The sequence below is a fragment of the Paracidovorax konjaci genome, from assembly GCF_900112675.1.
In the GTDB taxonomy this organism is placed as follows: domain Bacteria; phylum Pseudomonadota; class Gammaproteobacteria; order Burkholderiales; family Burkholderiaceae_C; genus Paracidovorax; species Paracidovorax konjaci.
In genome coordinates this window covers 564,142-587,226 of record NZ_FOMQ01000001.1, presented here as the reverse complement: position 1 = coordinate 587,226, position 23,085 = coordinate 564,142, and the positions used below count along the sequence as shown (strand labels likewise).

Genomic DNA, 23,085 nt, shown 5'->3' with positions numbered 1-23,085 from the left:
AAGCAATTTCCTTCAGGCAATCCCCGATTTTAGAGGGACAAAATGTACGGGCTCCAGCGCACTCTGCTGGAGCCCCTGCGGGGTCCGGTCGATGACGACCAGTACCTGCCGGCCGCCCGCGGCGGCCATGGGGGCGACAAGGCGCCCCCCCACGGCAAGCTGCTGCACCCAGGCATCGGGGATGGCGTCCCCGCCCGCGGCAGCGATGATGGCGGCGTAGGGTGCGCCCTTGGCATACCCGGCCATGCCGTCACCGAGGATCAGGTGCACGTTCGCCAACCGCCAGGGGCGCAGATTGTCGCGGGCCTTTTCGTGCAACGCACGCAGGCGCTCGATGGTGTACACCTCGCGGGCGACGCGGGCGAGTACCGCTGCCTGATAACCGCAGCCGGTGCCGATTTCCAGCACGCGGCCCAGTCCCGCGGTCCGGGCGCCCTCGGCGCCCAGCAGCAGCTCGGTCATGCGCGCCACGATACTGGGTTTGGAAATGGTCTGCCCCAGCCCGATGGGCAGACTCGTGTCTTCATAGGCCTGGTTGACCAGCGCGGTATCCACGAAACGATGCCGCTCCACCGCGCCCATCGCCTGGAGCACCGCCGGCGAAACGACGCCCCCCGTGGCGATGCGCTGCACCATGCGGGCGCGCACGGCTGCGGAATCCAGGCCCAGCCCGTGCGGTACCGGCGCCGGAGATCCGGCTCCCGGAACCCGGGCCGGCCCGCCCGCAGCGCGCGGTGCACCGGAGGCCGGCGGCAGGTCGAGTCGCGCAGGAAAACCGGGGCGGCGCTGCATCAGAGCGCTCCGGCAGCCTCGGGGCGGCTCTCGGCAGTGCCCGCGGATTCCGGTGCCAGCCGGCTGGCGGTGTCCGCCCAGTACGGCAATCCTTCGTGATCGGTCAGATCCACCTTGAGCGGCGTAAGGGCCACGTGCCCCAGTGCCGTGGCGTGGAAGTCCGTTCCTTCGGTGTCGTCCTTCGCCGCACCGGCCCCTCCGATCCAGTACATGCGTTCGCCGCGGGGGCTCTCCTGCTCGATCACGCGCTCGGCGGCGTGCCGGCGGCCCAGGCGGCACACCTTCACCGGCCGGAGCTGCGCGAAAGGCAGATTGGGAATATTCACGTTGAGCAGCCATGGAACCTCGCCCACGAGGTGCTGAGACTGCATCTGCTCGACCATCTCGCGCGCCTTGCGCGCGGCGGATTCGATCTCTCCCCAGCCTTTGTCCACCTGAGAAAACGCGATGGCGGGCACGCCGAAAAGGTATCCCTCCATGGCGGCGCCCACGGTTCCGGAGTAGATGGTGTCGTCGCCCATGTTCGCGCCATTGTTGATGCCCGACACCACCAGATCGGGCCGATAGCCCAGCAATCCGGTCAGGGCGATATGGACGCAATCGGCCGGGGTGCCGTTCACATACCGGAATCCGTTGGGGCTCTGGTGGACATACAGCGGCGAATGCAGCGTCAGCGCGTTGGACTTGGCGCTGTTGTTGTGCTCGGGCGCCACCACATCGACATCGACGCCGGGAATGCCCCGCAGCGCCTCGTGTAGCGCCACGATACCGGGCGCCTGGTAGCCGTCATCATTGGAAAGGAGGATCTTCATGGGTCCCTGAGGGCGGAGTGCGACGGATTGTAGGCCGCGTCCCACAGCCCGCCGGCGGCCGGGTCCGTCGCTCCTGGGACATCGGTGCTCCGGGGCCGGCGCCTATGATGCCCCGCGGAACTGACCGACAGGAGACCCCTCATGCATGCATGGCTTTGCACCCAGCCCACGGGCGTGGACAACCTCGCCTGGACCGAGCTGCCGACGCCCGCACCGAAGCGCGGCGAAGTGCTGATCGAGATCCGCGCCGCGAGCCTGAACTTTCCCGATCTGCTCATCGTGCAGAACAAGTACCAGATGAAGCCCGAACTGCCGTTCGTGCCCGGCTCCGAATATGCCGGAGTGGTGCAGGCGGTGGGCGAAGGGGTCGAGCATCTGCGCCCGGGCCAGAACGTGGCGTGCCTCACCGGGACCGGCGGCTTCGGCACCCATGCCATCGCGCCCGCTGCGCTCTGCATGCCGCTGCCGGAGGGGTTCTCGCACGTGGACGCGGCTGCATTCATCATGATCTACGCCACGTCGCACCACGCGCTGGTGGACCGCGCCCAACTGCGCGCGGGCGAGACGGTCCTGGTCCTCGGGGCGGCAGGGGGAGTGGGCACCGCGGCCATCCAGATCGCGAAGAAGGTCGGCGCACGCGTGATCGCAGCAGCGTCTTCCGAAGAAAAATGCGCCCTCTGCCTTTCGACGGGCGCCGATGCCGTGATCGACTACAGCGCCCAGAACCTGCGAGAAGCCATCAAGGGGCTGACCGACGGCAAGGGCCCCGACGTCATCTACGACCCTGTCGGCGGCGATTACACCGAGCAGGCGTTCCGCTCCATCGCCTGGCGCGGCCGCTACCTCGTGGTGGGCTTCGCCGCCGGCCCGATCCCGGCCCTTCCGCTGAACCTGGCCCTGCTCAAGGGCGCGTCGATCGTGGGTGTGTTCTGGGGCGAGTTTTCCCGTCGCGAACCGAAGGCCAACGCCGCCATGATGGCCGAGCTGGCCGGCTGGTACGCCGAAGGCGCGGTCAAGCCGGTGATCGACCGCACCATGCCGATGGCGCAGATCCATGCGGCCTACGAACGCATGGCATCGCGCGGGGTGATGGGCAAGCTGGTGCTCGTCAACTGACCCGGGCTCCGCGCCTCGGACGCCGGGCCGATCAGACGCAGCGCCTCCTGCGTCTACAGCGGCTCTGGCATCGGGGTTGCTGCGGGTACGCCGGTCAGCGCGCCATCGGAAAGACCGGCCAGGTGGCGGTGATACGGCCGCTCTCCGACACCGCGGGATCGCCGGATTGCTGCCCGGAACTCCAGACCAGTAAACCACGGCAGCCTGGCGAAAAAATAGTATTGACTATCAACCCCATGCCCATCGGCAAGGGCAATCCCAAATACTGCGAAACCGGTGCGGCGAGGCGAGGCGAGGGGGCACGATCCCGGCCATCAGGGGGCTCGTAGGCCCAGCGTGGGCTCACAAGGCTTCAGTGCGGCTGAAAGCGCCCGCGCGATGCGCGCTTTCCGCGCCGAGCTTCGTACTGTCCTGTTCAAGCCCCGCGCCGTCTGTCACACTCGGCCACCCTTATCCGCCGTGCATGCCCGATGGCCGACCGCCCCCCTTCAGAGATCGCGCGAGAAACCCTCAAACAACTGGCGGCCCGCCGCCTCGTGCCCACGCCTGACAACTACCAGGCGCTGTACGAGGAGATCGCCGGTGCGCGCACCGTGCCCGCCTTCCCCGACGGGCCGTTGCGCCACATCCTGCGCGTGCTGCCGGGCCAGACGCCCGGGCAGAAGCGCCTGCTGGGGCTGTTCGAGGCGGCGATCGACCAGGCCGACTGGGCGCAGTTGCAGAGCGTGTTCGTGGGCTACGCCAATCTGGGCCTGCACGCCGCTCCCGCCGAAAGCGCCGCGGCACCGGTGCCCGTGGCCACCGCCTCCGCGAGCCCGGCGCTGATCCCGAACGACGTGGCGGAACAGCTGGTCCGGCTGGTGGACAACACCCTGCCGGCGCTGGGCGAGGACGATGCCCGGGTGCACGAGCTGGCCGCGCAGCTCACGCAGTTCCTGCGCCAGCCGTCGCCGCCCGCCTCGACGCTGGCGCTGATGCTCAACAACTTCAGCTACCGCCTGTCCTTCGCCACGGAAGACCAGGCGGCGATCCGCACGGGGCTGCTCACGCTGCTGCACATGGTGTTCGAGAACATCGCCGTGCTGAGCCAGGACGACCAGTGGCTGCAGGGCCAGGCCGAGGCGCTCAAGGCCGCTTCCACGCCGCCGCTCACCCTGCGGCGGCTCGACGACGTGCAGCGCCGCCTGAAGGACGTGATCTTCAAGCAGACCGAGGCCAAGGAGCGCTCGGTCCAGGCGCAGCAGCAGATGATGGAGCTGCTGGCGATGTTCATCGAGCGGCTGGCGCAGATCACGGCCTCCAGCAGCACCTACCACGAGAAGATGGAGCGCTGCGCCGAGCAGATCGGGCAGGCCACGAGCCTGCAGGAGGTCGCGCCGCTGCTCGAAGAGGTGATGGGCGCGACACGCGCCATGGCCCTGGACACGCGCCTCACGCGCGACGAACTGCAGGAACTGCGCGAGCGCTCCGAGGCGCGCCATGCCGAGATCACCAAGCTGCAGGAGGAACTGGACCGCGCGAGCGCCCAGGCCCGGCACGATCCGCTCACGGGCTCGCTGAACCGCAAGGGCCTGGACGAGGCGCTGGAGCGCGAGCTGGCCCGCGCCGTGCGCAACGATGCGCCGCTGTGCGTGGCGCTGCTGGACCTCGACAACTTCAAGGCCATCAACGACCGCCTGGGGCACACCGGCGGCGACGAGGCGCTCAAGCACCTGGCCTCCGTGACGCGCGAGGTCATGCGCCCGCAGGACCAGCTCGCGCGCTACGGTGGCGAGGAGTTCGTCATCATCCTGCCCGACACGGCCCTGCCCCAGGGCGTGGACGCCATGGCCCGTCTGCAGCGCGAACTCACCACGCGCTACTTCCTCAAGGACCAGGAAAAGGTGCTCATCACCTTCAGCGCGGGCGTGGCGCAGCTCGCCCCCCAGGAAACCACCGCCGAGGCGATCCGCCGCGCGGACCAGGGCATGTACCTTGCCAAACGCTCGGGCAAGAACCGGGTGATGGCGGCCTGACCGACCGCTGCCCGCAGGCCGCGGCCCGCACTCCGTCCCCACAAGATGCTCGATCGCCGCGAACTGCTGCTCCGCGCCGCGGCCGTGGCCACGGCGGGCGCCCTGCCCCGCTGGGCCTGGGCCACGGCGGGATGGCGGCACGACCCGTTCACGCTCGGCGTGGCCAGCGGCGACCCGGCGCCCGACGGCGTGGTGCTCTGGACGCGGCTGCTGCCGCCCGGCCCCGGCGAGGCGGCCGGCCCCGTCTCCGTGCGCTGGGAAGTGGCGCACGACGAAGCGTTCCGCCGCATCGTGCAGCACGGCACCGCGACCGCCCTGCCCGAGCTTGCGCACAGCGTGCACGTCGAACTGCGCGGGCTGGAGGCGGGCCGCTGGTACTTCTACCGCTTCCTCCACGGCGACGCCATGAGCACCACCGGCCGCACGCGCACCGCCCCCGCCGCCACGGCGCTGGAATCCCGCCTGCGGATCGCCTTCGCCTCCTGCCAGCGATGGGAGCACGGCCACTACGCCGCCTGGGCCGACGTCTGCCGCCACTCGCCCGACCTGGTGCTCTTTCTGGGCGACTACATCTACGAGTACCCGAGCCCTGCCGACGCCGCCGGGCTCGCCCGGGTCCATGCACTGCGCCACGCCCGCACGCTGGCGGATTTCCGGGACCGCTATGCCCTGCACCGCAGCGACCCGGCCCTGCAGGCCGCCCACGCGGCCGCGCCCTGGGCCGTGACCTGGGACGACCATGAAGTGCAGAACGACTACGCCGGCCTGTCGGGGCGCGGCACCGACGCGCAGGAGTTCGCCGCCCTGCGTTCGGCGGGATACCAGGCGTTCTACGAACACATGCCGCTGCGCTCGGGCGTGCTGGCCGCGGGCGGCGGATTCGCCGGGTTGCAGCTGCACCGCCGGCTGGCTTGGGGACGGCTTGCGCGCATCCACCTGCTGGATGCACGCCAGTTCCGCAGCCGGCAGGCCTGCCGCAAGGACGGCGCCAGCGGCGCCGGCGCCGTGCAGCCGGGCCAATGCGCCGAGCTGGCCGACCCGTCGCGCAGCTTCCTCGGCACGGCCCAGGAGCGCTGGCTCGATGCGGGCCTCGCAGAGGATGCCCTGCCCCGCCGCGGCGACCCGGCGGGGATGCGCTGGAGCGTGATCGCGCAGCAGACGCTCTTCTCGCCGCGGCACTACCCCTCGGGGCTGCAATCGACCGACACCTGGGACGGCTACCCCGCGGCGCGGGACCGCCTGCTGGCCTCCATCGCCGGCCATGCCCCGCGCAACACGGTGCTGCTGGGCGGCGACATCCACCAGAACTACGTGTGCCAGGTGCGGGCCCCTGCGGCCAACGGAGCCCCCGGGGGCGCCATCGCGGCCAGCGAGTTCTGCGGCACCTCGATCAGCTCGCGCGCGGGGACCACCCAGGACCGGGTGGACGCGATCGCGCGGGTCAACCCCGACGTGCTCCTGGCGCGCTGCGACCTGCGCGGCTGGGGCCTGGCCGACATCACCCCCTCCCGCTGGACCACCGTGCTGCGCACCGTGGACGATCCGCTCAAGGCCGACAGCCCTTCCTCCACGCTCGCGCGCTTCGTGGTGGAGGACGGGCGGCCCGGCCCGGTGCGCGACTGATCGCCCGGCCCCGGCAGGGAAATGCATATTTGCTATATTTTTTATAGCAATATATTCAATGAATCCGGCGGCATGGAGGCAAAAACACCCAAACCCACCACCATGCACCGCGCCACCCGCCCATGCCGTCCGCTTGGTAGCTGCGTGTAACAAACCCGCCCCGCCCACGGCGCTGCCCGATAGGATGCGCGGCACTCCCGGGAACCATCCCGCCATCCCCACCACGACGAACGAAGCAGGAGTTCTCCGCATGATCGCCCTACCCGCCCGCCGCACCGCGCTGGCCCTGGCCGCCGCTGCCACCGCCCTGCTGGCCGCCTGCTCCACCGCCCCCCGCCTGGCCTACACCGTGCCGCAGCAGCCCGAGGGCTCTTCCGGCTACACCGAGAAACCCGGCTGGGCCACCACGAAATTCGCTGTCGCCGCCGCCAACCCGCTCGCCACCGATGCGGGCTATCAGGTGCTGAAGGCCGGCGGATCGGCGATCGACGCGGCCATCGCGGTGCAGATGGTGCTTTCGCTGGTGGAACCCCAATCGAGCGGCATCGGCGGCGGGGCCTTCCTGCTGCACGCCACGGGCAGCAAGGTCGAGGCCTACGACGGGCGCGAGACCGCGCCGGCCGCCGCCAACGAGAACCTCTTCCTCGGCGCCGACGGCAAGCCCGTGCCGTTCTACGACGGCGTGGTCGGCGGCCGCTCGGTGGGCGTGCCGGGCGCCGTGCGCATGCTGGAGCTGGCCCACAAGGAACACGGCGTGCTGCCGTGGGCGCAGCTTTTCGAGCCCGCCATCCGCCTGGCCGACAACGGTTTCAAGGTGAGCGCGCGCCTCCACACGCTGCTCGCCAACGAGAAGTACCTCGCCCAGGACCCTGCGGCGCGCGCCTACTTCTTCGACGCCTCCGGCAAGCCCTGGCCCGTGGGCCACGTCCTGCGCAACCCCGAGCTGGCCGGCGTGCTGCGCGCCATCGCGAAGGACGGCTCGAAGGCGCTGCTCGAAGGCGAAGTGGCGCAGGCCATCGTCGCCAAGGTGCAGGGCCATCCGACCAACCCGGGCCAGCTGGCCCTGGCCGACCTCGCGGGCTACCAGCCCAGGAAGCGCGAAGCGCTGTGCAGCGACTACACGGCGGCCGCGTCCAAGGCCTTCCGCCTGTGCGGCTTCCCGCCGCCGAGTTCCGGCGCGATCGCCGTGGGGCAGATCCTCGGGATCCTGCAGAACACACCCGCCGCCGCCCTGCCGCTGCAGGCCGGCCCGAAGGGCGCGCAGGACCTGCAACCCGGTGCCGACTGGCTCTACTACTACAACGAGGCGTCGCGCCTCGCCTTCGCCGACCGGGGGCTCTACGTGGCCGACCCCGACTTCGTGCAGCCGCCCGCCGGCAGCTGGTCGAGCCTGCTCGACCCCGCCTACCTCGCGCAGCGCGCGCGCCTCATCGGCCCGCAGAGCCTGAAGGTGGCCCAGCCCGGCACGCCCGGCGCCGTAAAGACCGGCTACGCGCCCATGCCCGACCAGATCGAGCACGGCACCAGCCACATCAGCATCGTGGACGCCAGGGGCAATGCCATCGCCATGACCACGACCATCGAGGACCAGTTCGGCTCGCGCCAGATGGTCAAGGGTTTCCTGCTGAACAACGAGCTGACCGACTTCAGCTTCGCCCCGAAGGACGCGAACGGCCAGCCCATCGCCAACCGCGTGGAGCCCGGCAAGCGCCCCCGCTCGTCGATGGCGCCCACGCTGGTGTTCGACAAGGCCACGAACCAGCTCGTGATGAGCGGCGGCAGCCCCGGCGGCGCACTCATCATCCACTACACGGCCAAGACACTCCACGGCATCTTCCACTGGGGCCTCACTCCGCAACAGGCCATCAACCTGCCCAATTTCGGCTCGCTGAACGGCCCCACCATGCTCGAAGAAAAGCGCTTCGCACCCGCCACCGTCGAACAACTGCGCACGCGTGGCGCCGAGGTGCGCGAGATGGACATGACCAGCGGCCTGCAGGCCATCACCCGCGCCAACGTCCATGGCCAGCCGATGTGGCTGGGCGGTGCCGACCCGCGCCGCGAGGGCGTGGTGATGGGGGACTGAACCCCACCCCAGCCGGCCTGCGCCGGCCCGACAAACCACCCACTGCCGCGCTATCACAGACGGCGGGGCCCGCCAAGCCCGGTGGCGACGCTGTGGTTTCGCCGTCTCCGGCTGCCGCGGAAATCGCTTGCCCGCCGAGGAAGCGCGCCCGGAGAATGCTCGACCATAGCCACGCGGCGTGCGCCTGTTGCACCCGTGTGCCGGCACCGAGAATTTTTCCAACAAACGGAGTACACATGCGCAAGCGTTTCTGGGCCGCGTTCGCGTCCGCACTGGTGGTGATGGCGGCGCCTGCCGCGGCACAGACGGCGCCGCCCTTGCGGGCTTGGAACACCCATCCGGATGGCTACCCGGTCACCGAGGCGATGAAGAGCTTCATCGCCGAAGTGGAGAGCGGGACCCAGGGCCGTTACACGATCAAGCTGTTCTCCGATGCGGTCCTCGGCGACCAGTCCAAGGCCGTGCAGATGCTCAAGGCCGGCGAGATCGACGTGGCCGAATTCAACCTGGGCCCGCTCGCCGAGGCGGTGCCGGCGCTGCAGGCCTTCAACCTGCCCTTCCTGTTCGGCGATGCCTCCCACATGTTCCGCTACCTGGACGGCGCGATGGGAGAGAGGCTCGCAGAGAAGCTCAAGGCCTCCGGCTACGTGGTGCTCGGCTGGTACAACGGCGGCTCACGCTCGTTCTACTGCGCCAACAAGCCCATCGCCCGGCGCGAAGACCTGGCCGGCCAGCGCATCCGCGTGCAGCAGGTCGATTCGCACATCGAGATGGTGAAGCTGCTGGGCGCCACGCCCGTGGTCGTGCCCTACCGCGAGGTGCTGGACGGGTTCCGCAACGGCACCATCGACTGTGCCGAGGGCAACCTGGTGTCCTATGAATCCACCGGCCATTACAAGGTGGCGAAATACATGCTGCTGGACCAGCACATGATCTCGCCCGAAGCCCTGGTGGTGTCCACCAAGCTCTGGGACAAGCTGAAGGCCGAAGACCGCCAGGTCTTCATGAACGCCGGCAAGAACTCTGCCGTGCTGATGCGCGGGCTGTGGGAAAAGCGCGTGCTCGCGGCCCGCACCGCGCTGGGCAAGGAAGGCGTGCAATTCGCGCCGGTGTCCGACTTCTCGCCCTACGTGCGGCGCATGGCTCCGCTCTACAAGAAGTACACCGACAACCCCGAGGTGCGCGGCGATCTGCTCACCATCATCTCCAACCAGTGAGCGCCGGCGGGGCGTCTTCCGGGCCGCCCCTGCCTGACGGTATCGCCCGCCATCAGGGCGCTGCACCGACGGCCTGCGCCGCCGGCCCCGGAGCATCCGGTCCCGTGCCTGCGGGCCACCGCACGGGCGGCAGGGCCTCCACCGCCGGGCGGGCGAACAGATAGCCCTGGAACAGGTGCACGCCCATGGCGCGCAGGGGCGTCAGTTCGTCTTCCGTCTCCACGCCCTCGGCAATCACCGCGATGCCGAGCGCGTCGCCCAGCGCCACCACGCTGCGCACGATCGCCTGCCGCACCGGGTCCGCGCCGATGCCGCGCACCAGCGCCATGTCGACCTTGAGCAGATCGGGCTGGAAATCGGCCAGCAGCCCCAGTCCGGCATAGCCCGCCCCGAAATCGTCGATGGCCGTGCAGAAGCCCTGGCGCCGGTAGGCACGCAGGATGCGGTTGAGGTGCTCGCGGTCGTGCGGGTTCTCGTGTTCCACCACTTCGAAGATGATGCGTTCGACCGGAAAACCACAGCGCCGCGCTGCCGCCAGAGTGGCCCGGATGCAGGCTTCGGGCTGGTAGACGGCATTGGGCAGGAAGTTGATGCTGAGCCGGCACTCCATGCCCAGCCGCGCCGCCAGCTCTACGGCGCGCACGCGGCAGGCCTGGTCGAAGGCGTAGCGGTTGGTGTCGTTCACCCGCCCCAACACCGACGCAGCCGAGGCGCCGTCCACGCCGCGCACCAGCGCCTCGTAGGCGAAGACGCGGCCTCCATGGCGCAGGTCCACGATGGGCTGAAAAGCCATGGTGAACTCGAAATCCAGCGCCTGGCCATCGCGGCAGGCGGAACAGGCGGGCGGCGTGGAGGATGGCGGGATCATGGCAGCGGCGGCTACCGCACGGGCGGCAAGAAGGACGATCGGCACAGCTTACGCCCATCGAAAGACCTTGCATGCCGGCACGCGGCACGCTCCTACGCCACGGCCGAGCGACGACGCCGGGGCCCGGCACACCGCACCGGGCCCCTCGCCGCGCTCTTCTTCTCCCTCTCTCCCTCTCTCTCCCTCTTGGTTCGTCGGCCGCAGGGGTCGCGGGAGTCCGCCGCGTCCTGCGGGCCAGGGGCCCTTCATCGCCAGGCAGGGGCAATGGCCAACGGCCGGCAGCAGTGCTCAGGACGGCCTGGTTCAGGTCTTGTCAGGCAGCAGCACGAGGTAGGCAGACCCTTCCGCACCGCCGATCCTGGCAGTGATGCGGACAGCCGTCGTCGATGCCGGAGACCTGGTCACCGTCACCATTCCCGCGCCGCTGATCTCCACACCTGCCTCGGCTGGCACGCACGACCACGCTGCCGTTTCCTGATCGACCACCGCGCCCGAATTCATCACCCCGCGGATATGCAGGCTGTAGGAGAACGGGTATTTCTTGGTGTCCTTCGTGGCGGGGGAGAGCAGCAGGCGCTTGAGCACGGGCAGCGGCGCGTCCTGGTTGCCGTAGAGCACCGCCGTGGCTTCGAGTTGTCCCGACTGGCCGGGCCGGTCAGACAGGTACCAGGGAAACTCTGCCTTGATGGTGTAGGCCCGCGGCTTGCGCTCCTTGCTGCGCAGCTGCACCAGGCCACTGGTCCCGTCGCCGTTGGACACGTGCACGTCCAACAGGTTGTCGCCCACCACGCTCCAGATGACGTCCTGGGTCACGTCTTTCCAATGGGTGCTGTCGGAGTAACGGACCCAGGCCCACCCCTGCGCGGTGTCCGCCGTGGGTTTGAAACCCTCGTAGAACTCCACCTTGAACTCCGCGGGAACCGCGGGACTGCGGACATAAAGCACCGGCATGGTCCACGGCTGGGGCGGCTGATTCACGCCGTACTGGGTCGTGCACCGGCCGTCGCCACGGCAGAACTTGATGCGGATGCTTTCCTGGTCGTTGTTGTAGAGGTTCATCACCAGCGTACGCAGCTCGTAGTCGTGCATACCCCAGTTGCGGTCCCGGCGCTTGTAGGCGTTGGAGCTGACGATGTAGCCCGGCCCGAGTATCTTGTAGGGCCTGGATCCGGCCGGCCCCAGGTCCGCAAAATGGCGGTATTGCTTCGTGCCCTTGTCCTGGACGGCCACCGGGCTGAAACCGAAGTGCCGCATGATCGCCGGCGGCGGAGACGATGACTCGGAGGACGGCAGCCGCGCGGTCACGGAGGCGGGCGGCTTCAGGCTCTGCAATTCTTCGATGGTGGGCAGGCGCCAGGGATTGCCGGCGCTGGCGGGATCGGCCATCAACCGCTCCAGGCCGTCGTATTCGAACATGTCCGACCTCCACAGCAGACCCGTGTCGCGGTCCAGGATGCTGCCATCGGCAAACGGCTTGAGCCCGTTGGGATACATCAGCCGCTGGCGCTTGATCTGGACGTGGTATTGGTCCAGGTACCGCTCCGCTGCGTCGATCTGCGGTGGATTGCTCGCATGGGCGGCTTCGATCTTCAGGTTGAGCGCCTGTGCCTGCAGTGCGCTCGCCTGGTTGAATGCGTTGAACAGGATGCTGTCGTACGCCGTGTCGGCATGTCCGGAATAGAACTTGTGGTGGTCGTCCAGCAGCAGGCGGATGAGCCCCTTCGCATCGGCACCGGAGCCCACCTGGTTGTTGTGGAGTTCGGTCAGCATGAGGCTGTCGTTCACCGGTTTCACGAACTCCTCGTAGAGCTGCTTCGCCGACAGAGGCGCATCTCCTGCGGCATCCTGCAGCGTCTCGGTTTTGGCCTTGACGGCGGCTCTCAAGGTCTCCAGGGCCGTCAGCCGTGCGAGGTAGGCCTGGGAGCGCGGCAAGGACTTGATCGCCTCGCTCAACCGCTGGATCTCGGCCGTCAGGGCCTCCAACTGCTTGGCCGTGGTGTTCTCGCCCTCGCTCAGGCCGAGTTCGCTCATGAAACCGTTGATTCCGCTGAGATTGATCAGCCAGCCCTTGATCTTGCCTCCCGCCCAGCCCTGGAAGTTGCCGGCCAACCCATCCACCAGCTCCTTGATGGCCGCCTCGGTGCTCTTGCCAGCGCCCGGCAGACTGGCCGTGCCCAAAACGCCGTCCTTGGCACGCGCTCCGGGGACCGCTTCCGCCATCTGGCGGGCCAGCGAGTCCACGCCACCGGCAACGTCCACCGCCTGGTAGAAGCGCTCGGTATCGAAGAGGTTGCGGTCCACGCTGCAGCCCAGTGTTCCGACCGGCAGGTCCGGCGGCAATGCCAGCGATTCCAGTACCTGGGCCTGCGCTTGCGCGAGGCCGATACCCGGATGGTTGGCGGCGTAGGCGTCCACCAGCGTGGAGAGCGGGGACAACACCACCGCCGTGCCCGAGCGGTAGTCCGCCACGCGGGCTGCCAGGCACCGGCCGCCCTCCATCTCCAGCACCAGCCGCAGATCGTTCTCCGCCGCATGGACCGAAACCGTGATGCTGCGGTCGAAGGCGGTCTGGGCCAGCGTCTCGCCGCTGGCACTGAAGACCGTGAGCATGCCCTGGCCAGGGCCGGCGGCATCGGCATGGACCGACACCTCCAGCCCGTGGGGCGCGGGGCCGAGGCCGCCTTCACCACAGCTTCGCACCAGATCGAGGTGCACGACGGGATCGATGGGGCTGTCCACAGGTTCCATGGGAGGTGGGCCGGCATGGCCGGTTCGTTGAGAAATGACGGGGGGTTCTTGCGTTGCCGGGGCGGCAGACCGCGCCGGCACCTGCGCATCGTGGCCTCCCGCCTCGGCTGCGGCAACCCATCCGTACGGCGGTTTTCAGCGGCTCCCCGGCCGCCCGGGCTTGCCGGGGCGGCGGCTGAGACGCGGCGCCTTGGCGATGCCTCCGGCATGAGACGGAGGGTCAAATGGCGCCAGCACGATCGCCTCGGTTTTTTTTCGCGGCATGTCGCGCGTGCACTACATTTCGCATGGAAACACACAGAAAGCAACAGACCACTTAGGGGTATTCATGGCAGACGAGGTCAGCCCGGATCCGGAAACCCACCCCCATCGCCCCCGCCATGCGGCGCTGGCCAGTGCGCATGCGCCGGGCACCCTGCTGGAGGTGGGCACGGACTCCATCCCATCCCGCGAGCGGCTCGACTTTTGGCGCGAGTCCGTGCTGAGCCGCATGCGCCCCGTGCCCGGCGCCCCGGGCGGGGCCGCCTTCGGAGGGCGCCTGCGGCGCATCGTCGGCCAGGGTGCCGATCTGGTCGAGCATGCGAGCGAGGCCGTGCACGCCGTGCGCACCGAGGCCATGTGCCGCCGGGACGGCGCGGACGACATCAGCCTTTCGCTGATGGCCGAATGCCAATGGGCCACGCACGAGAACCACGGGACGCAGCAGATCGCGGCCGGCACGCTCTATCTGGTGGACTACGCCCGGCCCGTGGAGGTGCGGCGCTCCCGCCACCGCGACCTGTCCATCTTCCTGTCGCGAAAGAAGATCCACGACGCGCTGGGCCCCGGCTTTGTAATGCCCACCGAATTGCCCCAGGCCCCAGGGCTGGGCAGCGTGCTGCAGACCCTGGTGGCCGCCACCTGGCGCGAGGCGCCGCGCATGGCGGCGGGCGAGCGCGCGGTGGTGCTGCAGGCCTGCACGGACATGGCCCTGGCGCTGCTGCAGACCTCGCAAAAGGCCGGGCTGGAGCCCGATTCCCGCCGCTTCGACGACAGCCTGTACCGCGCCGCCTGGGGCCTGGTACGCCGCCACTGCGGCGATCCGGCCTTCTGCGCGGAACGGCTGGCCGCTCTGCTGGAATGTTCCCGGGCATCGCTGTACCGGCTCTTCGCGCGCCATGGCGAAGGCGTGGCGGCGGCGATCTGGACCACACGGCTGGAGGCCGCATGGCAACAGGTCATCGGGGATGCCGGCGCCGATCCGGCCCGGCGGCCCAGCCTGTCGGAGGTCGCGCAGCGGTGCGGCTTCTCCGACCCGTCCACTTTCCAGCGGATGTTCAAGCGCCGCTTCGGCGTCACCCCGCGCGAGGCAAGGATGCAGGGACACTGACCCCCGGGCTTCCGGCCCGCGGCGGCCGGCCCGGGCGCGTTGGGGGACAATCGCCGGGTGTCCATCCCCCAGTCGTTCATCCAGGAATTGCTCGCCCGCGTCGATGTGGTCGACATCGTCGGCCGCTACGTGCAGCTCAAGAAAGGCGGTGCGAACTTCATGGGGCTGTGCCCCTTCCACGGGGAAAAATCGCCCTCCTTCAGCGTCAGCCCCTCCAAGCAGTTCTATCACTGCTTCGGCTGCGGCAAGAACGGCAACGCCATCAGCTTCCTGATGGAACACGCCGGCATGGGGTTCGTGGAGGCCGTCCAGGACCTGGCCCAGCAGGTGGGCCTGCAGGTGCCGGATGACGATGTCTCCCCGCAGGAGCGCGAGCGGGCCGCCGCCCAGCGGCAGAAGCAGGCCACGCTCACCGACGTGCTGGAAAAGGCCGGCGAGGCCTACCGCAAGCATCTGCGCGAATCGCCGCGGGCGGTGGCGTATTTCAAGGGGCGCGGGGTTTCCGGGGCCATCGCCAAGCGCTACGGACTGGGCTATGCGCCCGAAGGCTGGCGCTCGCTGGCGAGCGTCTTCCCCGAATACGACAGCCCCTTGCTGCACGAATCCGGCCTGGTGATCGTGAACGAAGAAGACGCCAAGCGCTACGACCGCTTCCGCGACCGGGTGATGTTCCCCATCCGCAACGTGAAGGGCGAATGCATCGGCTTCGGCGGCCGGGTGCTGGGCGACGACAAACCCAAGTACCTGAACTCGCCAGAGACCCCCGTCTTCCACAAGGGCCGTGAACTCTACGGCCTGTTCGAGGCGCGCACCGCGCTGCGCGAGCAGGGCTACGTGCTGGTCACCGAGGGCTACATGGACGTGGTGGCGCTCGCCCAGTTGGGCTTCCCCAACGCGGTCGCCACGCTGGGCACGGCCTGCACGCCCGAGCACGTACACAAGCTCTTCCGCTTCACCGACACGGTGGTGTTCAGCTTCGACGGCGATGCCGCGGGCCGGCGCGCGGCGCGCAAGGCGCTGGACGGCGCCCTGCCCTACGCCACGGACACGCGCAGCGTGAAGTTCCTCTTCCTGCCGGCCGAGCACGACCCCGACAGCTTCATCCGCGCGCACGGCACCGACGCCTTCGCGCGCCACGTGCGCGACGCCTTGCCCCTCAGCCGCTTCCTGGTGGAGGCCGCGAGCGACGGCTGCGATCTGGGCCAGACCGAGGGGCGCGCCCGCATGGCGGCCAATGCCCGCCCGCTCTGGAGCGCATTGCCCGACGGCGCGCTCAAGCGCCAGCTGCTGGGCGAACTGGCCGAGCTGGCCCAATTGGGCGCCAGCGACCTGTCGGACCTCTGGAGCCATGCCGCCGGCCAGGAACCGGGCCGCCCTGCGGGCCGGCCGGCGGCGCCACCGCCTTCCGCGCAGCCCGGCGGCCCTGCTGCCGACGAGCCGCCCTGGGGCGACCCGCAGGGCGGCGACTGGGCACCCGCGCGGGACGAGGGCTTCAGCCACGGCACAGGTGGCGGCGCCAAGCCCTGGCGCAAAGGAGGGGACTGGAAGGGCCGCTGGCGCGACCGCGACGAGCGCCCACCCCAGCCCCGCCTGCCCTCCACGCCGGCTGCGGGACGGGGCGACCATGCCGCCCGGCTGCTGCTCTCGCACATGGAATTCCTGGAAGAGCTCTCGCACGAGGACCACGCCACCCTGTGCGCGCAGCCGGCACCGCACGGGCCGCTCTTCACCTGGCTGGAGGGCCAGTGGCACGAGCGGGGCCCGCTCGCCTGGGCCGTGCTGCGCGAAAGCCTGCGCGAGCACGACTGCGAAGGCCTGGCCGTGCGCGTGATGACCGGCTCGCATGCCCAGACCGAAGGCGACGCCGCCGAACTGCGCGCCGAGCTGCGCGACCTGCTCGACCGCATGCTGATCGAGGACATCAAGCGCCAGCAGAACCTGCTCATCCTGCAGGCCGCGCGCGATCCGCAGGCCCTGGCGCAGTACCGCGTGCTGGAGCAGCGCCGGCAGGCACTGCAAGGGATCGCACCGCGCCAGCCTTGAAAAAACGGCGCGGGCTATAATTTAGGGTTAATCGGCAAGAGCGACAGCAGCACCTCCGGGCCCGGCAACCGTGACACACACGCACCACCGCCCCCATACCGCAAGGACTGCACACCAAATGTTCGCCCACACATCTTGCCCCTGAGGGCCCACCCCTCGAACCGCGAAGGCCTCCTGCCTTTGCCGTGCCACCCGCGCCGGTATCGATGGCGCTTGCGTTTCCTTTGTGTGTCCGTTTTTGAATCTGAGGTCGTCCATGCCCGCTCAAAAGTCCGCGAAGCCGCCCAAGTCCGCCCCCGATACTGCCGTGAAGGCCGCGTCCCCCTCGAAATCCGCTGCGGCCAAGGCCGCTCCGGCCGCCAAGAAAGCCCCATCCGTGCCCGTGAACAAGTCCGCCGACAAGCCCGAAGCCTCCGAAGACACCACCGCCAAGAAGGCCAGCCGCGCCAAGGCCGCCGCCCCTGCCGTGGCCGATGACGACGAAACGCCCAAGAAGCGCCCCGGCCGCCCGGCCAAGGCCGCAGCCACCACGACCGCCGCCGCGTCCAAGGCACCCGCCAAGCGCGGCCGCAAGCCCAAGGCCGCGGGAGAAGAATCCTCGGGCGACGATGCCGACCTGTCGGACATCGAGTCCGAACTCGAAGGCGAGGCCGAGCCTGCCGAGGCCGTCGAGGCCACGCCCACGGCCGAGAAGGTCAAGCCCCTGCGCATGAAGATCAGCAAGGCCAAGGAACGCGCCTTGATGAAGGAATTCGGCCTGGACGACACGGTCCTCTCCGAAGAAGACCTGGCCAAGCGCCGCTCGCGCCTGAAGGCCCTGATCACGCTCGGCAAGACCCGCGGCTACCTCACGCAGGTCGAGATCTCCGACCACTTGCCCGACAAGCTCGTCGATGCCGAGACCATGGAAGTCGTGGTCACCATGCTCAACGACATGGGCGTGGCCGTGTACGAGCAGACGCCCGATGCCGAGACGCTGTTCCAGAACAACGTGACGCCCACGGCCACCACCGTGGAAGAAGCCGAGGAAGAAGCCGAAGCCGCGCTCTCCACCGTGGACAGCGAATTCGGCCGCACCACCGACCCCGTCCGCATGTACATGCGCGAAATGGGCACGGTCGAGCTGCTCACGCGCGAAGGCGAGATCGAGATCGCCAAGCGCATCGAAGGCGGCCTGCAGGCCATGATGGAAGCCATCAGCGCATCGCCCGCCACCATCGCCGAGATCCTCTCGATGGGCGAGGAGATCCGTGAGGGCAAGGTCGTCATCTCCACCATCGTGGACGGCTTCTCCAATCCCAACGAGGCCGACGACTACGTGGCCGAAGAAGACTTCGACGAATTCGACGAAGAAGACGACGACGACGGCAAGGGCGGCTCCAAGGCCCTGACCAAGAAGCTCGAAGAGCTCAAGAACGAAGCCCTGCGCCGTTTCGACACGCTGCGCGAGCTGTTCGAGCGCATGCACAAGATCTACGACAAGGAAGGCTACGGAACGCCTTCCTACATGAAGGCGCAGCACTCCATCTCCTCCGAGCTGATGACCATCCGCTTCACGGCCAAGACCATCGAGAAGCTGTGCGACATGGTGCGCGCCCAGGTGGACGATGTGCGCAAGAAGGAACGCGAACTGCGCCGCATCATCGTGGACAAGTGCGGCATGCCCCAGGAAACCTTCATCAAGGACTTCCCGCCCAACCTGCTCAACCTGCAGTGGGTGGAGAAGCAGGCTTCCGCCGGCAAGCCCTGGAGCGCCGTGCTCGCGCGCAACATCCCGCCCGTGCAGGAACTGCAGCAGCGCCTGATGGACCTGCAATCGCGCGTGGTGGTGCCGCTCTCGGAGCTGAAGGACATCAACAAGCGCATGAACGAGGGCGAGACGGCCTCGCGCGACGCGAAGAAGGAAATGATCGAGGCCAACCTGCGCCTCGTGATCTCCATCGCCAAGAAGTACACCAACCGCGGCCTGCAGTTCCTCGACCTGATCCAGGAAGGCAACATCGGCCTGATGAAGGCGGTGGACAAGTTCGAATACCGCCGCGGCTACAAATTCTCGACCTACGCCACGTGGTGGATCCGCCAGGCCATCACGCGCTCGATCGCCGACCAGGCGCGCACCATCCGCATCCCGGTGCACATGATCGAGACCATCAACAAGATGAACCGCATCTCGCGCCAGCATCTGCAGGAGTTCGGCTTCGAACCCGACGCCTCGATCCTGGCCGCGAAGATGGAGATCCCGGAAGACAAGATCCGCAAGATCATGAAGATCGCCAAGGAGCCGATCTCCATGGAAACGCCGATCGGCGACGACGACGACAGCCACCTGGGCGACTTCATCGAGGATGGTGCCAACACCGCCCCGATCGATGCCGCCATGCAGGCCGGCCTGCGCGACGTGGTCAAGGACATCCTCGACGGCCTCACGCCGCGCGAAGCCAAGGTGCTGCGCATGCGCTTCGGCATCGAGATGTCCACCGACCACACGCTGGAAGAAGTGGGCAAGCAGTTCGACGTGACGCGCGAGCGCATCCGCCAGATCGAAGCCAAGGCGCTGCGCAAGCTCAAGCACCCGAGCCGCAGCGACAAGCTGCGCAGCTTCATCGATTCGCTGTAATCCAGCCCAGCCATCGCCCCGGCCGGACCATCCCCTCGCGATGGCCTCTCCCCGCGAAAGCCCCGCACCTCCCTGCGGGGCTTTTTTCATGGCACGGGGACTCCGGCCAGCGCGCCGGAAAGCCTCCTGCGAGCAACCATTCATCCATCCACCACCCAGGAGCCCCGATGTCCGACCCACTCTTCGCCCCCACGCCGCCGCTGCGCATCGCCGTGCTCGGTGCCGGCGCAGTCGGCTGCTACTTCGGCGCCCTGCTGGCGCGTGCCGGCCACGGCGTCACGCTGATCGGCCGCCAGGCGCACGTGCAGGCCGTGCAGGCGCACGGCCTGCGGCTGCAGACCGCCACGCTCGACGTGCACGTGCCGCTGGCCGCCAGCACCGACGCCAGCGCCGTGGCCGGCGCCGACGTGGTGCTGTTCTGCGTGAAATCCACCGACACCGAAGACGCCGCCCGCCAGATGCGCCCGCACCTGGGCCCGCACACGCTGGTGCTCACGCTGCAGAACGGCGTGGACAACGACGAGCGCGTGCGCGCCGTGCTGGCAGGCACGCCGTCCCCCGTGGCCGCCGCGGTGGTCTACGTGGCCACGGAAATGGCCGGCCCCGGCCACGTGCGCCACCACGGCCGCGGCGAGCTGGTAATCGCGCCCTCCCCCATGAGCGGCGCGGTGGTGCAGCAGTTCGGCGCAGCCGGCATCGCCACCGAAATCTCGGACAACGTGCGCGGCGCACTCTGGGCCAAGCTGGTGCTCAACTGCGCCTACAACGCGATCTCCGCCCTGTCGCAACAGCCGTACGGGCGGCTGGTGCAGGTGCCCGGCGTGACGGACGTCATCGCCGACGTGGTGGCCGAGTGCCTGGCGGTGGCCGGGGCAGACGGCATCCACATTCCGGGCGACGTGCAGGCCGCCGTCACCCGCATCGCGGCCACCATGCCGGGGCAGCTGTCGTCCACGGCGCAGGATCTGGCGCGGGGCAAGGCCAGCGAGATCGATCACCTCAATGGGTATGTGGTGAAGCGCGGGGAAGCGGTGGGGGTGGCAACGCCGTTGAATCGGGCGTTGCAGGTGTTGGTGAAACTGGTGGAGGCGGGCAAGGGCTGAGCGGACAGACATCCCGCGCCTTGGGATGCGCCGGGGTCGCCCGCGATCGTCTGGTCGTCAGCGGGAGAGTCCACCGAAGGAGTCATGGATGTCTGCAGCCAGCGCGCGCGGTTGTTCGACGGCGGCGAAATGGCCACCCTCCCGCATGACCGTCCAGCGCTTGACGTCGAAGACCCGCTCGACCCATTCGCGTGGCGGCGTGAGGATTTCGGCCGGAAACGCGGCATAGCTCAACGGCGCTTCGATCCGTTCGCCGTGCGCGAAGCTGAGCGGCGCGGCGGCGTTTTTTTTTCCTTGTACATGCGCAGCGTCGCGCCGACGTTGCGCGAGAACCAGTAGATGGAAACGTTGGCCAGCAGTTCGTCGAGTTCGAACTTCTCGCCCATTGCACCGTGGCCGTCGCTCCAGGCGTAGAACTTTTCCAGCAGCCAGGCAGCGAGTCCTGAGGGCGAGTCGACCAGCGCCTGGGCCAGCGTTCGGGGCTTGGTGGCGTGGATGTGGCTGTAGCCGCCTTCGGCTTGCATCCACTGCGCGCGCGAGGCGAGCCATTGCGCCTCCACCGCCGACAAAGGACGGTCTCCGTCGCCCAGGGGCGGCTGGTAGCCCGCGGAGATGAAGTTCAGGTGCAGCGCGCGCACCGATTCCGGATGGAGCCTGGCCAGCCACATGCTCACCCCCGAGCCGATGTCTCCGCCCTGTGCGAAGAAACTGGTGTAACCCAGGCCGTGCATCAGCGCATGCCACAGTGACGCAACCTTGCGGCTGCTCATACCGGGCTGGGTGGGCGCCGCAGAGAAGCCGAAGCCAGGCAGCGAAGGAACGACCACATCGAAAGAGCGACGACCGGGAAAGCCGTTCTGTTCCGGATGCGTGAGCAGGGGCAGGACCTTGTACATCTCCACGAAGGAGCCCGGCCAGCCGTGCGTGATGACCAGCGGCGCCGAGGCGCTGTCCGCGCCCTTGGCGTGCACATAGTGGACTGCATGGCCATCGACCTCGGCGATGAACTGCGGGAGCGCGTTGAGCCTGTGTTCCGCGGCGCGCCAGTCGAACTCTCGCCTCCAGTATTCGACGACATCCCGCAAGGCGCGGGTTGGCGTGCCGTCCTCCCACCCTGGTGCAGCGAAGTCGTCTGGCCAGCGCGTGCTGTCCAGGCGGCGATGCAGGTCTGTCAGCTCCTGCTCCGGGATGTCGATACGAAACGGTGTGATCTTCATTCAAACTCCTACGTCAACGTGTGGCGGCGGCCAGGAGGGCCTCGTTGTGTTGCTGAGCATCGTATGACGGAGCAGCACCCACGATGCGTCGATACGTACACAGCCCGCTGTCTGGCGCCCAAACGGCTATCGGAGCGTTCTCCGATGCGGATGGCTGCGCCAAACCGCTCCCCCACGATATCCGCCGTGCGGTCGGCGTACTCCTTCCGGAGCACGAAAACAAAAAATGGCCGCAATGCGGCCATCTCCAGATCCCCGGGCTGCCAGCGCTTTTGCGCCGGCACGTATGCGTCACTCCGCCAACGCCCGCATCTCCGCAATCAGATCCGACTTCCCCTCGAACCCGATCCCCGGCAATGCCGGCAGCGTCACGTAGCCGTTCTCCACCTTCACCCCATCCGGGAACCCGCCATACGGCTGGAACAGGTCCGGGTAGCTTTCGTTGCCGCCCAGTCCCAGCCCGGCCGCGATGGCCAGCGACATCTGGTGCCCGCCGTGCGGGATGCAGCGGCTCGGTGACCAGCCGTTCTCCTTGAGCATGTCGAGCGTGCGCAGGTATTCGACCAGGCCGTAGCTCAGGGCACAGTCGAACTGGAGCCAGTCGCGGTCGGGGCGCATGCCGCCGTGGCGGATGAGGTTGCGGGCATCCTGCATGGAGAACAGGTTTTCGCCGGTGGCCATGGGGCCCTGGTAGACCTCGCCGAGCTTGGCCTGCAATTCGTAGTCGAGCGGGTCGCCGGCTTCCTCGTACCAGAACAGCGGGTACTGCGACAGCGCGCGGCCATAGTCGATGGCCGTCTGCAGGTCGAAGCGGCCGTTGGCATCCACCGCGAGCTGCTGGCCGGGGCCCAGGATCTTCAGCACCGATTCGATGCGTTCGCAGTCTTCGGCCAGCGATGCGCCGCCGATCTTCATCTTCACGACCGAGTAGCCGCGCGCGAGGTAGCTCTCCATCTCTTTCCTGAGGCCGTCCAGGCCCTTGCCGGGGTAGTAGTAGCCGCCGGCCGCGTAGACGAAGACGCGCGGGTTGGGCGTGCCGGTGCCGTAGCGCTCGGCCAGCAGTTGGTAGAGCGGCTTGCCGGCGATTTTTGCCACGGCGTCCCACACGGCCATGTCGATGGTGCCCACGGCCACGGAGCGCTCGCCGTGGCCGCCCGGCTTCTCGTTAATCATCATGCGGGCCCAGACCTTGTGCGGGTCGAGGTTCTCGCCGGAATCATGAACCAGCGTGGCCGGGTCGGCTTCCAGCACGCGCGGGATGAAGCGGTCGCGCATCAGCGCGCCCTGGCCATAGCGGCCGTTGGAGTTGAAGCCGTAGCCGATCACGGGCTTGCCTTCGCGGACCACGTCGGTGACCACGGCGACCAAGCTCAGCGTCATCTTGGAAAAATCGATGTAGGCGTTGCGGATGTCCGACTTGATGGGGCGCGTGGATTCGCGGATGTCGACGATTTTCATG

At 68.6% G+C, this 23,085-nt stretch carries 16 protein-coding genes; 9 read left to right on the top strand and 7 right to left on the bottom strand.

The window, feature by feature from the left end; genetic code table 11:
• Positions 1-12: 12 nt before the first annotated feature.
• Positions 13-792 (bottom strand): protein-L-isoaspartate(D-aspartate) O-methyltransferase, encoded by a 780-nt coding sequence (locus BM144_RS02525; RefSeq protein WP_092949442.1) that lies wholly within the window; start codon positions 790-792, stop codon positions 13-15.
• Complete coding sequence (surE, locus tag BM144_RS02520; RefSeq protein ID WP_092949440.1) at positions 792-1,604, bottom strand: 5'/3'-nucleotidase SurE; 813 nt, start codon at positions 1,602-1,604, stop codon at positions 792-794. The genes BM144_RS02525 and surE overlap by 1 nt, the downstream gene beginning before the upstream one ends.
• A gap of 141 nt (positions 1,605-1,745) precedes the next feature.
• Between surE and BM144_RS02515 the strand changes: the two genes are divergently transcribed.
• From BM144_RS02515 to BM144_RS02495, 5 genes are all read left to right on the top strand, one after another.
• Positions 1,746-2,720, top strand: coding sequence for an NADPH:quinone oxidoreductase family protein (locus BM144_RS02515; RefSeq protein WP_092949438.1), 975 nt, complete (start codon positions 1,746-1,748; stop codon positions 2,718-2,720).
• A 470-nt stretch (positions 2,721-3,190) separates the two neighbouring features.
• The gene (locus tag BM144_RS02510; protein WP_092949436.1) at positions 3,191-4,735 is read left to right on the top strand and encodes a GGDEF domain-containing protein; all 1,545 of its coding nucleotides are present in this window, start codon (positions 3,191-3,193) and stop codon (positions 4,733-4,735) included.
• Between the two features lie 45 nt (positions 4,736-4,780).
• Positions 4,781-6,358: an alkaline phosphatase D family protein gene (locus BM144_RS02505; RefSeq protein ID WP_092949434.1), complete on the top strand. Its 1,578-nt coding sequence runs from the start codon at positions 4,781-4,783 to the stop codon at positions 6,356-6,358.
• A 250-nt stretch (positions 6,359-6,608) separates the two neighbouring features.
• Positions 6,609-8,444, top strand: coding sequence for a gamma-glutamyltransferase family protein (locus BM144_RS02500; RefSeq protein WP_092949432.1), 1,836 nt, complete (start codon positions 6,609-6,611; stop codon positions 8,442-8,444).
• 236 nt (positions 8,445-8,680) lie between these two features.
• A complete protein-coding gene (locus BM144_RS02495) occupies positions 8,681-9,661 on the top strand; it encodes a TRAP transporter substrate-binding protein (RefSeq protein WP_092949430.1) in 981 nt (326 codons plus the stop codon).
• Between the two features lie 52 nt (positions 9,662-9,713).
• Here the strand turns inward: BM144_RS02495 and BM144_RS02490 are convergent, their stop codons facing one another.
• Together BM144_RS02490 and BM144_RS02485 are read right to left on the bottom strand one after the other, a co-directional pair.
• Positions 9,714-10,529 carry an EAL domain-containing protein gene (locus BM144_RS02490; protein ID WP_092949428.1) on the bottom strand — a complete coding sequence of 272 codons (816 nt, stop codon included), beginning with the start codon at positions 10,527-10,529 and terminating at the stop codon, positions 9,714-9,716.
• Between the two features lie 303 nt (positions 10,530-10,832).
• Entirely contained in the window at positions 10,833-13,277 is a 2,445-nt protein-coding gene (locus BM144_RS02485) for an Lcl C-terminal domain-containing protein (protein WP_092949426.1), read from the bottom strand.
• A gap of 328 nt (positions 13,278-13,605) precedes the next feature.
• Between BM144_RS02485 and BM144_RS02480 the strand changes: the two genes are divergently transcribed.
• From BM144_RS02480 to BM144_RS02465, 4 genes are all read left to right on the top strand, one after another.
• On the top strand, positions 13,606-14,646 hold the full coding sequence (locus BM144_RS02480) for a helix-turn-helix domain-containing protein (protein WP_175525916.1): 1,041 nt from the start codon (positions 13,606-13,608) through the stop codon (positions 14,644-14,646).
• Positions 14,647-14,703: 57 nt separating this feature from the next.
• Positions 14,704-16,689, top strand: coding sequence for a DNA primase (gene dnaG, locus BM144_RS02475; RefSeq protein ID WP_092949576.1), 1,986 nt, complete (start codon positions 14,704-14,706; stop codon positions 16,687-16,689).
• Positions 16,690-16,945: 256 nt separating this feature from the next.
• Positions 16,946-19,306, top strand: a complete 2,361-nt coding sequence (gene rpoD / locus BM144_RS02470; RefSeq protein WP_092949422.1) for an RNA polymerase sigma factor RpoD — start codon at positions 16,946-16,948, stop codon at positions 19,304-19,306.
• A gap of 167 nt (positions 19,307-19,473) precedes the next feature.
• The gene (locus tag BM144_RS02465; protein WP_092949420.1) at positions 19,474-20,409 is read left to right on the top strand and encodes a ketopantoate reductase family protein; all 936 of its coding nucleotides are present in this window, start codon (positions 19,474-19,476) and stop codon (positions 20,407-20,409) included.
• A 57-nt stretch (positions 20,410-20,466) separates the two neighbouring features.
• On the opposite strand, the gene BM144_RS23680 is transcribed toward BM144_RS02465, so the two are convergent.
• From BM144_RS23680 to BM144_RS02455, 3 genes are all read right to left on the bottom strand, one after another.
• Positions 20,467-20,643, bottom strand: coding sequence for a hypothetical protein (locus tag BM144_RS23680; RefSeq protein ID WP_353615061.1), 177 nt, complete (start codon positions 20,641-20,643; stop codon positions 20,467-20,469).
• Positions 20,640-21,626, bottom strand: coding sequence for an epoxide hydrolase family protein (locus tag BM144_RS02460; protein ID WP_353615060.1), 987 nt, complete (start codon positions 21,624-21,626; stop codon positions 20,640-20,642). The genes BM144_RS23680 and BM144_RS02460 overlap by 4 nt, the downstream gene beginning before the upstream one ends.
• Before the next feature lie 291 nt (positions 21,627-21,917).
• Positions 21,918-23,084 (bottom strand): mandelate racemase/muconate lactonizing enzyme family protein, encoded by a 1,167-nt coding sequence (locus BM144_RS02455; protein ID WP_092949418.1) that lies wholly within the window; start codon positions 23,082-23,084, stop codon positions 21,918-21,920.
• Position 23,085 lies beyond the last annotated feature (1 nt).

Bases quoted from the DNA above. Each gene is read 5' to 3' on its own strand.
- BM144_RS02525 (WP_092949442.1), bottom strand. From the start codon at position 792: ATGCAGCGCCGCCCCGGTTTTCCTGCGCGACTCGACCTGCCGCCGGCC.
- surE (WP_092949440.1), bottom strand. From the start codon at position 1,604: ATGAAGATCCTCCTTTCCAATGATGACGGCTACCAGGCGCCCGGTATC.
- BM144_RS02515 (WP_092949438.1), top strand. From the start codon at position 1,746: ATGCATGCATGGCTTTGCACCCAGCCCACGGGCGTGGACAACCTCGCC.
- BM144_RS02510 (WP_092949436.1), top strand. From the start codon at position 3,191: ATGGCCGACCGCCCCCCTTCAGAGATCGCGCGAGAAACCCTCAAACAA.
- BM144_RS02505 (WP_092949434.1), top strand. From the start codon at position 4,781: ATGCTCGATCGCCGCGAACTGCTGCTCCGCGCCGCGGCCGTGGCCACG.
- BM144_RS02500 (WP_092949432.1), top strand. From the start codon at position 6,609: ATGATCGCCCTACCCGCCCGCCGCACCGCGCTGGCCCTGGCCGCCGCT.
- BM144_RS02495 (WP_092949430.1), top strand. From the start codon at position 8,681: ATGCGCAAGCGTTTCTGGGCCGCGTTCGCGTCCGCACTGGTGGTGATG.
- BM144_RS02490 (WP_092949428.1), bottom strand. From the start codon at position 10,529: ATGATCCCGCCATCCTCCACGCCGCCCGCCTGTTCCGCCTGCCGCGAT.
- BM144_RS02485 (WP_092949426.1), bottom strand. From the start codon at position 13,277: ATGGAACCTGTGGACAGCCCCATCGATCCCGTCGTGCACCTCGATCTG.
- BM144_RS02480 (WP_175525916.1), top strand. From the start codon at position 13,606: ATGGCAGACGAGGTCAGCCCGGATCCGGAAACCCACCCCCATCGCCCC.
- rpoD (WP_092949422.1), top strand. From the start codon at position 16,946: ATGCCCGCTCAAAAGTCCGCGAAGCCGCCCAAGTCCGCCCCCGATACT.
- BM144_RS02465 (WP_092949420.1), top strand. From the start codon at position 19,474: ATGTCCGACCCACTCTTCGCCCCCACGCCGCCGCTGCGCATCGCCGTG.
- BM144_RS02460 (WP_353615060.1), bottom strand. From the start codon at position 21,626: ATGAAGATCACACCGTTTCGTATCGACATCCCGGAGCAGGAGCTGACA.
- BM144_RS02455 (WP_092949418.1), bottom strand. From the start codon at position 23,084: ATGAAAATCGTCGACATCCGCGAATCCACGCGCCCCATCAAGTCGGAC.